The sequence below is a fragment of the Acidimicrobiales bacterium genome (assembly GCA_041394185.1).
Taxonomy (GTDB): domain Bacteria; phylum Actinomycetota; class Acidimicrobiia; order Acidimicrobiales; family Poriferisodalaceae; genus JAAETH01.
In genome coordinates, this window is sequence record JAWKIQ010000003.1 from 267,042 (window position 1) to 280,953 (window position 13,912).

The following is a 13,912-nucleotide window of genomic DNA, read 5'->3' on the forward strand; positions in this document are numbered from 1 at the left end:
CAGTGGAGGCAGCCACCCAACCGGGCCCGATCGGAGATGGTTACCCGGCCCGGCCGAACTGTCAGATCATGTCTCGAGGATGGTTATCACACCGGTGTCGCCGTTTACCTCGACCAGTGCGCCGTCGGGAATCTTGCGCGTTGCCCCCGTCACCGACACCACACAGGGTATGCCCAGTTCGCGGCTGACGATGATCGCATGGCTCAGGGGTGCACCAACGTCGACGATGACACCGGCCGCCGGGACGAACAGCGGCGTCCACGACGGGTCGGTCAGCGGTGCGACCAGCACGTCTCCTGGCGCCAACGCGGTGGGGTCGTGACTGTCGAGCACCACGCGTGCCCGACCCTGTGAGATTCCGGGGCAGCCCGGCATTCCCTGCAGCTGATCGCCCACCTGTGCAATCTCGACCTGGATGGCGTCGCGCCGTTCGAAGGAGCTGATGGGTGGCACTTCGCCGAACACCACGAACGGCTCCTGCAACTGGCGCAGCTCCTCGTACTGGGCGCGGCGCTCGCGGATGGTCTCGAGCAACGGTTCTGGGTCGTCCAGATATTGCTGCACCTCGCTCCACGTCAACATGGCGAAATCGGCAATCTGGGAGAGGCGGCCGGCGTCGACCTCTCGCTGCCCAAACTCGTAGAACAAGACCCGGGTCTCCTGGATCATCTTCACGCAGTTGGTCTTGGTGCGTTCGCGGCCGGCCATGAACACCCGAGCTGCCCGCAGAGCGGCCTGGAACTGGCCCAGCACTTCGGGGTTGGCCTCGAGCATCGCCGAGATCTCGGCCGAGATCTGCTCGCGCTCGGCGGCCCTTTCGGCCTGATGACCGAGCGGCGAGGCCGAGTCTGGCGACAAGCGCATCCGGTCGATGGCCGACAGCGCCAGTTCGGGCTCGACCTCCCAGGTGGCGCAGCTCGATTCCCATTCGTTGGGGCCTCGCGAGCCGAAGTCGTACAGGAACTGCTCGAAGCCCTCCATGAACTTGGCCGCCGCAGGGTCCTCCAACGCCTCGATGCGCCCGACCAGGCCCTTGACACCCTTTTCGAACTCGCCGGACAGTGCTGTCGACGACGCTGCGATACGACCCAGCTCCCACATGGCGGCCGATGGCGCAGCCGACTCGACATCGCCGACGCCTGCGATCAGCTTGAGGGTGTCTCCCGGTCGACCAACCGCAGCACATATCTCGGTCAGCGCGGCCACGGGCACGGCCGCCAACCCGGTCACGAAAAGGTGCCGACCAAACAAACGGCGAAAATGATCGTCGAAGATCTTGCGGCCCCGCGAGACCAGCTCGCGGTTGGACATTGCCTTCACGTCGGGCCGTTCGGCGCGCAGCTGACGCATGGCCTCGGCGTCTTCGAGGGCGTCGTCGAGTTGCTCGATCGAGAACGCCCAGGCAAAGGTCTCGCCGATGCGTGCGGTCTTGTCAGGGTCTTGGTCGCCCGGCTGCTCCTCGTAGGGCGGGATACCCGGCTGCAGCCCGAAGAACTGGTCGTCGATGTCCTGGGCTGTCATGCCCGGAGCTCGCGCACCGAACAGGCGCATCGCCGAGGCGTTCAGGTAGCAGTAGCCCCCGAATACGCCCAGGAACACACACTCGTCCTGGTCGAACTCATGGTCGTCGAAGCCGCCCATGCGCACATAACCGTCGCGAAAACCCAGCTCTGACCCCTGCAGGCCGTCCTCGTTCTGGAATGCCAGCGAGAACGACAACGGCGTGACCGGGTCTGGGAAGACCTCGCCGACGTTGGCTCTCGTATAAACCGGGTAGCGCTCGGAGAGCTTCGTCTCCACGACCCAACGATCGACCATGTGATCCCCCTTGTGCGTCGACGTGACGGCGCGGTGTGACCGACGTCACGAGTTCTGCTGCAGGCTAGACCAACGGCAAAGGGTTCGGCACCACACCGCACGGACGCGGGTTCAGCCGCAGTCGAATATCCAGGCCAACCGGCCATCTCCGGTCCACACGAGCAGATCTGAAGATGCAACAGCACCGCCCGGGTACACGTATTCAACCGGAACCTGTGCGCCTACGAACAGGCCGTCCCGAACCACCACAGCTGGCCCAGTCACCCGGTACTCGCGTGCCAGCGCAATCGACTGAGCGATCAGTTCCCGGCAGCGGTTCAGCGACTCGGGAGACGATGTGAGCACCGGGTGAAGCAATGAGGTCAACTCATCGACCGAGCCACCGTCGAGGGCGGCCGAGGCCCTCGTGCCGAACTCTTCGACCATGGCGTCCCACATCGTCTGATCAGGGTCGGGCCCGGGATCGAACCGGGGAATCGGGTCTGCGGCGCCCGTGTCGACGATGCCCTCGACGGCCACCGGAGTCGGTGATGCCACGTCGATGGGCGTCAACGTCGACGTCGGGTCACCACCGCTGACATCGCCGGCGGAAGTCTCGGGCAGCGGCAGCTCAGTGGGGTCCGTGTCTTGCGCGAAAGCCGTTGCCCGGTACGCGGGCAGCGGGCCCGGCACCTCTCGCCTGGGGATGACCCAGACCAAGAAGCGTCCGTGCTGCATCACCAACGCCGACGAATGCCGAGGCACGATCGAGCCCGGATGAGCCTCTTCAGCCCACATCCGGCGGCTTCCATCGGCGTCGATACGGAGGCGATACCAGAACTCTGTGTTACGGAAGTAGTCCCAATCAAACGGGGCGACGAACTGGTAGTTGTCGGCCGAGTCACCGTCGTCGTCCAGCGCCAAGCCATACGTGTAGGTAGCACCAGGCTCGGGAGCGGCGTCGAGCTCGACGACAACGACCAACTCCTCGCCTTCGCCGACGGGTCCTGGCGCAATCGCACAAGTGATCACCTTCACACCGTCGTCCAACCCACAGGGATGAGACGAGAAGTCATAGCGAAGGCGAACTCGCGATCCGCGGGCGAAGAAACCGCCACCCGCCGTTGCCTCGATATCGGTACCCGGGGGTCCTGGCTGGTCCGGCACTGCGGTGCCGTCGATGCTGTAGATCCGGTTGGGACCGGTGTCTAGATGGAAGTCAAAGCCATCCACGGCATAGCCGAGATCCGATGCGAGGTTTCCCGCAGCGAAATCGCGAACGCTCTCCAACCCCGGACCCAGTTCCAGAACCTCATCGGTGTCACCCGCCGAAGCCAAAGCGTCCGCTTCCTCGGCAGGGACCGGCTCTTCTACGGCCTCGATCGGTCCCGCGACCTCGTCGGCCACCTGCGCGAGGGCTGGCGCAGCTGTTGAATCCGTGCCGCCGTCGCAGTCAGAAACGAGAAACGCAAGCAGGCCTGCGATGCCAATGGCTCCGAAGGTCGCGCTCAGCTTGGCCACCGGAAACGACCGCCGATCGCGAGACAGATCGGGTTCGTCGCCATCGCCACCAGTCTCGGCATCGGGTTCGAACAGATCGGCCGGACCCTCATACTCTGGTTCTGAGCCCTCAGAGTCCTCCAGCCGCTCGTAGTAGTCGTCGAGCCGCGAGGACATGTCTTCCCACTTCGAGTCCCAGTCGGTCTCGCCGTCGCCACTGCCGGGTGGCACGGAGTCGGCCTGTTGACGGCTGACCACCAGCGGCAAGGGCAACCTGGTCGCCAGGCTCGAGGCGCGTGTCCAGCGGAGCAGGTCGAGCTCGGTCAGGCGCAGGTTCGACTCGAGCGGACTCGGTCTCATGATCACACCCCCGGACCACAGCACGGCTCCGTCTCTGGTCGAGATCAGCTCGAAGTCATTGCCCGCTCTCTGAACGTAGGTCGTCCGCAGAAGCCGATCGCCGAACCCGCCGATCAACAGGAGCGGATCGGTCGTGTGTCCCGCCTTGATGCCGAGAAATATTCCCTCTTCTTTGCTGCCCGGCAGGAACGGGGCGTCTTGTCGCCAGCGATCGTGGGCACCATGGCGGATATACATGTCGGGGTCCAGCCCGAGCTCCTCTATCGCCGCCTTGTAAATGGGGGTCGGTACCGGAACGCCGTTCAGGTCGACGATCTCGAACAGATCGAGATCGCCGGTCATCGGCATGCCGTTCCCCTGGTACAGGCCGGTATCGATCAGTAAGCCGTCGCGCACATCTACCAGACCCTGGTCTCGGAGCTTCTGAATCGAGGCGAGGTTGTCCTCGTATTCGACCCGCCTTTGGGTGAAACGTTTGGCCACAACCTCGACCAGATCGGGCCCGAACTCGTCGCCCCAGTGATTGCCGATTACGGCTCGGGCGTCTTGAGCCCACCGGTTCTTGTAGGCCGTCCACTCGACGTCGTCGGTCATGAGTGCAGGACGGCGGCCACCGTTTGTGACCAGGTCCCAGTCGGCGTCTGGGATGCCGTCGGGCCTGGTCGCCAGGCGTGGGTCGAAGAACCCGACCAGACCCTCTGGCGAGTCTGGACCGTTCGGAACTCCGCTCGCGCTCGGCCCTCCGATCAGCGGATCGACAGGGCTCACCGTTTTGGTCTTGATACGGGTGTCCTTGCCCGACAACCCCAGGCCTTGCCAAACGGTCGAGGCCTCGTTTGCGCCTCGCATTGCCAGCACCAATCCGTGCTTCGCCGCGAACTGTTGGAACTTGACAAGAACGTCGTCGCGAATTCCATGTGTACCCGGGTCGACGATGCGCCCCGGCACTGGCGGGACTTGTGGCTCAACCTCGCCGTGCGGGTTATCGCGAGCTCTGGGCGTGTTGTTGCTCGCCTTGAATTCGAGATCGGGGCCACCCTCGAGGTGGCGTAGCCCAAGTTCCATTCCCTTGTCGATCACCTTGTCGACCGCCATGTCGATAGCGGTGTCGGTCAGGGTCTTGGCCTGGCCCATCTCGTCGGTTCCGGTTGCATCGAACCAGGTGATCTCGCCGGCCTGAAACGCCTCATACTTTGCATAGACGTTGGTCATCACGGCCCAATGGGTGTCGGCCCCGCTGTAGGCGACAAACCCGCGGTAACAGCCGATCGTCGCCACCGCCCACACGTGATCTACGAGGTCCGACACGTCGTCCTCGTAGAAATCGACCTGCTGCCACAACGTCGACTGGAATCGGCTCTCCGACCACATGAACCCGATGTGTGGCTCGTCGGCTTCCTCCAGCGCCGCGATCGGATCGGTCGGTGTGTTGATGACCAGCCACTTGGCGATGGCACGTGCGGCGCCTCTGCGGTCCCACCGGTCCGACTCCATCAGTTGCCCAATGGCCTGGAACCCGAGACTCAGTTGCTTCAGGTAGCCCGTTGCATAGGCCTCGAGCCGATCGGATCGATCGGTGGGTCCACCGTTGCGCCGAGCGGCCGCACGTGCGACGTTCCACTCGTCGAACACCGCATGAAGGTGAGTCAGGGCGATCGCAAGCTCGCGAGAGGCAGCTACCTCGTAAGCGAATCCATCGAACTCCTGCACTTGGCCGTCGTGGGGCCCGTACAGGCCGATGTTGATCGCCATGCCGTCAGCCACCGAAAAGTCGAGATCGGCGAAGTCGAGGAACGCTGTGTCGTCGTCGAGGCGCAGGCCCTCGAGGCGATAGTGCAAGGTGCCCTCAGAACTTCCCACCAGGGGCACGTACAACGTCTGTGACTGATCGCCGACGCCGAGGCGAGCGACCAGGATGTCGTCTGGCTCACCCGACTCGGGTGCGCCAGTACGCACCACCACGCTGAATGGCTGGTCCTTGGAGATGTGACGCACGGGACGTCCCACCTCGTCGACTATCCAGATCTGGGTCAGCGGCTCCATGGTCTGCTCAACAACCGATCGAGCCCAGGTCGAGCTCCGGTACGGTCGTGGGGTCAGTCACCGCGACGCTGCCGGTCAGTCCGACTCCGCCTATGTCGGCAACCGGAACCTCGATGCTCGAGAACAGCTGCCCGGCGAGATCTGACGGGATGAGCGACAGATAGACCACCGTGTCGTTGCAGATCCGCAGCCCCTGCTCGTCGTTGCTCTCGATGAGTGTCGGGAACGAACTGCATTCAGCCCCCTCGAGTTCGGCGTTGCTGGCGAAGTCAAAGCCGGCCGAGGTCAGGATCGAGTTACCTGGACACGCAATCGCTTGGGGGTCGAGGCCGACATAGGCGACCGCGTAAACCACACCGACCCTGTACCAGCGAGCCTCGACCGTTCCCGGTTCAGCAGGCAGCAACTCGGGCTCGGGCGTGCCGCCCTGGAATGTGTAGGACTGGTTGAGCACAGCCGACGCGGGCGATGCGGGAATCGCCACTGCGCCACCTGCCGAGCCTGCTGTGGTGCTGGTCGCCTGCGTCGTTGTCGGGGGTGCGGCCGTGGTGGTCACAGCGACCGTTGTGGAGGTCGTCGACGATGTTGACGTAGACGTAGACGAGGCCGCAGACGTCGGTGGCGTAGCCGTTGACGTAGTCGACCCGGCGCTGTCCTCACCCCCGCCGCAAGCGCCGAACAGCATCGCCAGCGCCATGAGCAGCGCAACTGGTCGCTTCAGAATCATGACCATCCCCCTGGGTTGTCCGATCGTCGACGACCTTGGCTCAGTCGCGTCAGCGAGACGCCAGCCGTTGTCGGGGTATGGCGCTGAGCAGCCGCTGACGCCTCGCTGACGCCGGATGGCTACCGTGCGGTCATGGATTCTGCGGGCCCAGGGGTGGTCCAGCGCAAACCGATCGAACGGCCACGCCTCCAGACGGCTCTGGCCGAGCGCCATCGCCGCCGCCTGGGCTTGGTGATCGGAGGTGGTGGCGCAGGCAAGTCCACGCTCCTGGCCCAGTTGATGCGCACGGCCGGGATCAATGTCGACGTCTTCCACACGTGCACATCAGCCGATGCTTCGGCCGACCGCCTGATCGCGTCGCTGGTGGACGCTGTGCACGAGGTTCTCGGCTCACACGACCCACGGCCGGCCAGCATCGACAATCTGGTCGATCTCGTACTGGCTCACTCGCCCGGTCACGTGTGCTTGGTGCTCGACGACCTGCACACCGTCGAAGATACGACGGCCATCGAACAACTGCTGACGTCGCTGCCAACCAACGGCCATCTCCTCTTGTCGAGCCGAAGGCGCCCCAAGTTCGACATCGCCAGGCTCGACGCCGCCGGGCAACTCTTCGAAATCGAGCAGGACGATCTTCTGCTGACCCGCGAAGAGCTGATCGACTTCGCCAACTCCAGAGGCGTAGACATCGCCCAACTCGAAGCTGCCGAGGGTTGGCCCGCGTTCGTCGAGCTGGCCGCCTCCGGGTCGGCAGTGCGGTCGCTGCGATATCTCGAGCAGGAGGCGTTGAGGGAAATCGCGCCCGACAGGCGGCGAGCGCTGGCCCAGTTCGCGTTCGTAAGGGGCGGCGACGACGAGATCGCCACCGCCGTAACGGGCCTGCGACTCGACGAACTGCTTGGCGATCTGCCGCTGGTCGGTTGGGAGGGTGACCGCGCCCGCCTGCACGACCTTTGGGGTGACGTTCTGTGGCACGAGATCGACAACTCGACACGGGTGCAAGCAGCCCTTGCGGCCGCGGAGATCTGCCGGTCACGAAATCAGCACGACGCCGCCATCGACCTCGCTGCTTCGGTCGGTTGCTGGGACGACGCTCTTGCAACGATGTCCACCGCCATTGCACAAGGAGTCGACGGCGGCCTGCGGCCCGGCCAGCTACATAGGTGGCGCAAGCTGATTCCTGGGCATCTGGGCGACCATCCAACGGTCAATCTCATCGATGGGATCGCCGCCCGAGAATCCGATCCGACCTCGGCACGCACTTGGCGGTCGCTCGAATCGGCAGCGGCGGGATTCCGAGCCGAGAACGATTCCGAACTGGAGCTCGTTGCGTTGCTTCAGCTCGGTTACGTCGCCCGCATCGGCGGCGACCCGCAGCGCGTCGACGAGATCATGACGAGGGTGCGCGAGCTGGCCGATCGCCATCCGTCGGCTCGACCGTTCCTCGCGTTCGGCGATGCATGGGCTGCGCTGGCACGAGGCAACCCGGCGGCCCAGCTCGTGGCGATGCAGTCGATAGCCGAGATCGAACTACCCGAGGTATGGCGCATCACCCGCGACCACCTGATCGCGCACGCCTTGTTCGGCCTCGGCAGGCCGCGCGACGGTCTGGCGGTTGCACCGCGCGACGTGGCCTCGGCGAGAGTGCCGGTGCCCGGGGCCCTCGTCACCTATCCCCAGTGCCTCTGGCATTCGGGGCGACCTGTCGAGGCCCGAAGCGTCTCCCCGCCCAGCGACGCTCCAGATCTAGGAGCCAGAGACCTGTTCATCGTCGCGGCCTGGAACTCACTGACCGCGGCTTACGCAGGAGATGCTTCGGCTTCACGCGAACACCTCGCCATCGCCAGAACGGCCGCCGGCGAGAGCCCGAGCGCACTGATATCGCTGCAGCTCTTGGGGCTCGAGGTTCTGGTGGCGGTCGCAGAACGTCGCGACGACGACGCGGCAGGCTTGATGCGAAGCCTGTTCGAGCGAGCACCGCTGGCGCCTGGCATCGCCGAACAGACCATGCGCAACAATCTGGCCCTGGCTTACGCACTCGACCCCGGCTGCAGGCAGTACTGGGACCGTGCCGACTTAGGGCCGTCGATAGCCGAGGCCCGGGACGCCATCCGGGCGCTGACGGCCGCACGCGAAGACGACGACCTGAGATCGCTGCGATCGCTCAGGTGGCCCGAACCGGGCTATCTGGCAACGGTGTTGCCCTGTCCATGGGCGATCGAGTTTGCTCTGCGAGGGCTCGCAGCCGGCCGCCAGGAAGGGCGTCGGCTGGCTTCGTGGCTGTGCGAACACTGGGGCGATCCGGCCCGACTGGCCCTACGCGCCTGGACCGACGATGCGTCACTTGGCGCGGTGGCACGCGACGTGTTGTCGAGCACTCCAACGCCCCCGTCGGCAGACGTCGAGCTTCGCGTGCTGGGTCGCGCCGAGGTGATCGTCGACGGCCGGACCAGCGACGACCCTGACATGCGCCGCGAGCGGGTCAGGTCGCTGCTGGTGTCTCTGGCGCTCAATCCCCGAACGACGCGAGAGCGGCTGGCAGGTCAGCTCTGGCCCGACCTCGAGCAGGACAAGGCACTGCGCAACCTGCGCACCACCCTCAACTATGTGCACCGAATCGTCGAGCCGGGTCGCTCGCCCGGTGACGCTCCTTGGTTCATACGATCCGACGGAGCCTCGATAACCCTCACAGGCGGACTGAGCATCGATCTCTGGCGGTTCAGGGAACTGCTGGACGGTGCCGATTCGGCTGAGCGCGCCGGACGCCCACTCCAAGCCCTGCCGCTGCTGGTGTCAGCCACCCGCCTCTGGCAAGGCGACCTGGCCGACGACCTCGACCACCACTGGCTCGATCTCGAACGAATCCATCTGCGCAGCCGCTTCGTGCGTGCATGTTGCCGGGCCGCCGAGCTCTCGGTGGCTGTGGGTGACCCCGGCAGCGCGGCCGATTTGGCTCGTCGCGCCCTGGCGGTCGATCCGTGGAGCCGACCGACGCACCTGGTGCTCGCCGACGCGTATCAATCACTCGGCGACACAACCTCCGCCGCAGCGATCCGCGATCGGCTGCACAAGGTCGAGGGACCGTGATCCGGCGGTCGCATTCCGGGATCTTGCTGCGAGACTGGCAAGGGTGACAATCACTTCGGACTCCCCCGCCGATCTGTCCTTCGGAACGTTCAGTTCGTCCCCGCCGTGGTTGGTCGACCCCCAGCAGATGCCGTGGCGCCAGGGGCTCGACGAGGTGCGTGAGCGCACCCGCCTGACGGTCCCCAAGCTGGTGCAGGCCCGCAAGTTTCCGCCGCTGGGGCGCCTCATCGAGACCGGCGGACGTTTCGGTTGGGCCATCCTGCGGTGGCGAATGGGCGCCCGGCGCCAGGGCGGTTCAGCGTCGCGCACCGACCTCAGCCACCGCCTGCGTGTCTCGGCCGAACACCTCGGCCCCACCTACATAAAGCTGGCCCAGATCATCTCGGCCGGCGAAGGCGTGTTCCCCGACGAACTGGTCGAGGAGCTGAAGAAGTGCCGCGACCAGGTCAAGCCCGAGCCATTCGACGTGGTCAGGGCAACACTCGAACGCGAGCTCGGCCGGCCTCCCGAGCACGTGTTCGACTGGATCTCACCCACCGCCTTGGCCGCGGCGTCGATCGCCCAGGTTCACGAGGCCCGCCTGCGAACCGGCGAAGAGGTCGTGGTTAAGGTCCAGCGCAGCACGGTGGGCGAACTGGTGGGCAAAGACCTGCGCACCCTGGCCTGGCTGGCCCCGTTCCTCATCGGGCGCATCCCTGTGTCGGCACTGGCCAACCCGCCCGCCCTGGTCGAGCTGTTCGCAGAGACCATCACCGAAGAGCTCGACTTCCGCCTCGAGGCCCAGAACCTGCTGGACATCGCGTCAACGCTTCGCCAGCTCGACCAGACCGATTGGGTGGTGCCGCGTCCTCATCCAGAGCTGGTCAGTCCCCGCATGCTGGTGATGGAAAAGGTCCAGGGCTTTGCCTTCGACGACGTCGCCGGCATCACCGACGCCGGCGTCGACACCCACGAGGTCGTGCGCAACGTGATGATCGCCTTCCTCGAGAGCGCCACCTTGTACGGCGTGTTTCACGGCGACTTCCACGGCGGCAACCTATTCGTCCAGCCCGACGGCAAGGTCGCCCTGCTCGACTACGGCATCACGGGCCGGATGAACGAGTTCAAGCGCCGGGCATTCCTGCGGCTGATGATGGGCGCCACGTCGAACGATCCGAGGGTGCAGATGGAGGCAATGCGCGACCTCGGAGCCCTGCCCCCAGACACCGACATCGATGCGGTCATCGCCGACCTGGGTCTCGACAAGCCGCCCGTCGACCCCACCAAGCTGTCGCAGGAGGAACTGCTTCACGAGGTGCAGCGGGTGGTCAAGGCCCTGCTGGGTTATGGTGCGCGACTGCCCAAGGAGCTCATGTTGTTCACCAAGAACATGATCTTCCTGTCTTCGATGATCGGACGGCTGGCCCCCGACATCGACCTGATCGCCGAGATCCAGTCGATCGCCATGCACTTCGCCATGCGTCACGGCGCCAAGCTGGCGGTCGACAGCGGCATCGCCGTCGACCCGAACATGATCGACATGACCGGGGTCAAGGCGTCCATGGGCGTCGAGTCCGAGGTCGAATCAATGACGTGGGCCGAGCTACGGGCCCGACGCGAAATCATCATCAAGAGAATGGGGGGCCGCTGATGGGGCCGATGAACGAAACCGAACGCCAGGCGTTTCTTGCCGAGATGCACGTGGGGGTCATCGCAATCGACGACCCCAGCGGCGACAGGGGGCCCTTGGCCGTGCCCGTTTGGTACTCCTATGAGCCGGGTGGCGAGGTGGCGGTGATCATGTCGGCATCGAGCCGCAAGGGCCGCGCCATCGCGGCGGCGGGCCGGTTCTCGATATGTGCCCAGCAAGAGGCACTGCCGTACAAGTACGTGATGGCCGAGGGTCCAGTCGTGTCAGAGCGCGAGGGCACCTACGACGACACCCTGGCCATGGCTACGCGTTACCTGGGCACCGAGATGGGGCGTCAGTACGCCGATGCCAACGCCGGCGGCGGCACCATCTATTCGATGCGCCCCGAGCGCTGGTTCAGCACCGACTACACGCCCGACTGATTCCGACGTTTCGGGTGCCGGGCGCGGGTGCCTGGCACCGGGAACGCGGTCCGCTAGTTTCGAACGAATGCGCCTGGTCATTGCCCGCTGCACGGTCGACTACGACGGTCGCCTTCAGGCCCACCTGCCCGAGGCGGTACGCCTGCTGATGGTGAAAGCCGACGGGTGTGTCGCCGTGCACGCCGACGGCGGCGCCTACAAGCCGCTCAACTGGATGAACGCCCCTAACCGCCTGGTCACCGACGACGAGGGCTGGACGGTCACCAGCCCCAAGGGCGAGACGCTGCGCATCACCATCCACGAGGTTCTCGCAGATTCGCAGCACGAACTCGGAGTCGACCCCGGCCTTCAAAAGGACGGCGTCGAAGCCCACCTTCAAGAACTGTTGGCCCGCGATGTAGAGGTGCTGGGCGCCGGCTGGAAGCTGGTGCGCCGCGAGTACCCCACCGACATCGGCCCGGTCGACCTGTTGTGCCGCGACGACGCTGGCGCCGCGGTAGCGGTCGAGGTCAAACGCCGGGGCGAGATAGATGGGGTCGAGCAGCTGACCAGGTATCTGGAACGCCTCGACCGCGACGGCACACTCAAGCCGGTGCGTGGTGTGTTCGCCGCTCAGGAGATCAAGCCCCAAGCCAGGGTGCTGGCCGAGTCCAGGGGCATCGTTTGTGTGACCCTCGACTACGACGCCCTCAGGGGCATCGAGTCTGATCACCTGCGCCTGTTCTGAGCATCGCTGCGCCGTGCCGTTAATGGGCCATTAACGCGCCCGCAGTAGGTTGCCACCCATGCTCTACAAGACGGCCATCGCCATGGCGTTGCTCGCAACGCTCGGCTCTTGTTCGGTGAGCATCGGTGGTTCCCAGACGCCGGCCGAGATAGCCGAGGCGACCATCGACGAGAAGTGGTCCGACGAAATTGGTGCCTCACTTGAAGCCACTTGCGATGACCCCGGCGAGATAGCGGTAGGCGAGACATTCGACTGTTCGGCTACCGACGACGCGGGCGAGGACTTCCGGTTCTACGCGGTGAGGGCCGAGGACGGCGTCATCGAGGTCTACCCGCTCAACTTCGTCACACCAGGAACCGCCGAGACTCTGCAAGAGGCCGCAGGTTCTGCAGTCGTTCGCGACCTGGCGATCTCGGCCGCGGAGTCTCCGGTCGACTGCAGTATCGACGCCACCGTGATGCTTCCGCCCAACAACGAGTTCGTGTGCGCGGTGACCGATCCTGCAACAGGTGATGTGATCGACGTCGTCTTGACCCTCGATTTCAGAGCCGACAGCTTCGAACCCAGCTATCGACCCGACCCCCGCGAGGCCGAACTCGCTGCGTCGCCTGTCGAGGCGGCAATAGCCCTGATCGAGGGCGACTGGGCCGAGTTGCTCGGCGCGAGGCTCGCCGCCGAATGCCCGGGGATCGACCCCTCACAGCGCATCGAGCCGGGCAGCGTGATCGACTGCACCGGCACCACCGATACCGGTGAGGTGGTGCGATTCGACGTGAACGTCGCAGCCGACGACGTAACCGCTGATCCCAGGAACATCATCGCCGGAGCAGTGATCGAGGAGGCACTCGCCGGTCTGCGAGACGGCGACACCGCCGACGACTTCGCCTGCGCCGAATCGGTGATCGTCCCCGACCAAGGTGACGTCGAATGCACCTACACAGACCCGGCCACCGCAGACGAATTCGCCGTCGTGGTCGCCATCGATCTGGCGACCGGCAACTTCAGCGCAGACATCGCCAACCAACCGAACCCATGACCATCAACAAAGCCGAAACTAGGATTCTCGACCAATGAAGACCCGACAAATCCTTCCTATCGTCGCCCTTCTCGCATCGGCCGGAGCCGCCTGCTCTGGCTCTGTCGACTTCTCGATCGGGGGCAAGAGCCCAGAAGACGTCGCTGTCGAGCTGATCGAAGGCGAGCTGTCAGACCAGATCGGAGTCGAGCTGACCGGCGAGTGCCCCGAACTGGAAGACCCCGAAGACGGCGCGGTGTTCGAGTGCCAAGGCCTGGCCGCCGACGGTCGCGTCGTCCACTTCGAAGCCACCATCGACGAGGCCGAAGAGATGGTGAATCTGGTCAGCACCAATGTCGTTTCACCAGACAACCTGTCGTTGCTGGAGGCCGACGCCGCACGGCTTCTCGGTGAACAGGTGGGAGCCGACCTGCCCGCCGAGAACTACGACTGCGGCGATGGCCCGACCATCGTCCCAGACTCGGGTGAACTCGACTGCGCGCTGACCGACCCCAGTAACGGCGACGTATACGACAGCGTCCTCACGCTCGATCTCCAGACCGGCTCGTTCGACATATCGGTCGCCGACCAGCCCCGCGGCTGA

The 13,912-nt window shown here is 65.2% G+C and carries 9 protein-coding genes; 6 read left to right on the plus strand and 3 right to left on the minus strand.

The genetic code is table 11. The features are described 5' to 3' along the window. Positions 1–66: 66 nt before the first annotated feature. From R2770_14750 to R2770_14760, 3 genes are all read right to left on the minus strand, one after another. Entirely contained in the window at positions 67–1,818 is a 1,752-nt protein-coding gene (locus R2770_14750) for a PEP-utilizing enzyme (GenBank protein ID MEZ5281717.1), read from the minus strand. Positions 1,819–1,929: 111 nt separating this feature from the next. Further along, complete coding sequence (locus R2770_14755; GenBank protein ID MEZ5281718.1) at positions 1,930–5,700, minus strand: hypothetical protein; 3,771 nt, start codon at positions 5,698–5,700, stop codon at positions 1,930–1,932. Between the two features lie 7 nt (positions 5,701–5,707). Then, positions 5,708–6,427, minus strand: coding sequence for a hypothetical protein (locus R2770_14760; protein MEZ5281719.1), 720 nt, complete (start codon positions 6,425–6,427; stop codon positions 5,708–5,710). A 132-nt stretch (positions 6,428–6,559) separates the two neighbouring features. Here R2770_14760 and R2770_14765 point away from each other — a divergent pair, with 132 nt between their 5' ends. From R2770_14765 to R2770_14790, 6 genes are all read left to right on the plus strand, one after another. Continuing rightward, positions 6,560–9,514 carry a BTAD domain-containing putative transcriptional regulator gene (locus R2770_14765; GenBank protein MEZ5281720.1) on the plus strand — a complete coding sequence of 985 codons (2,955 nt, stop codon included), beginning with the start codon at positions 6,560–6,562 and terminating at the stop codon, positions 9,512–9,514. A 43-nt stretch (positions 9,515–9,557) separates the two neighbouring features. Further along, positions 9,558–11,144 carry an AarF/UbiB family protein gene (locus R2770_14770; GenBank protein ID MEZ5281721.1) on the plus strand — a complete coding sequence of 529 codons (1,587 nt, stop codon included), beginning with the start codon at positions 9,558–9,560 and terminating at the stop codon, positions 11,142–11,144. An 8-nt stretch (positions 11,145–11,152) separates the two neighbouring features. Then, entirely contained in the window at positions 11,153–11,566 is a 414-nt protein-coding gene (locus R2770_14775) for a pyridoxamine 5'-phosphate oxidase family protein (GenBank protein MEZ5281722.1), read from the plus strand. Between the two features lie 67 nt (positions 11,567–11,633). Beyond that, a complete protein-coding gene (nucS, locus tag R2770_14780) occupies positions 11,634–12,293 on the plus strand; it encodes an endonuclease NucS (GenBank protein MEZ5281723.1) in 660 nt (219 codons plus the stop codon). A gap of 58 nt (positions 12,294–12,351) precedes the next feature. Next, entirely contained in the window at positions 12,352–13,329 is a 978-nt protein-coding gene (locus R2770_14785) for a hypothetical protein (GenBank protein MEZ5281724.1), read from the plus strand. 34 nt (positions 13,330–13,363) lie between these two features. Next, positions 13,364–13,912: a hypothetical protein gene (locus R2770_14790; GenBank protein MEZ5281725.1), complete on the plus strand. Its 549-nt coding sequence runs from the start codon at positions 13,364–13,366 to the stop codon at positions 13,910–13,912.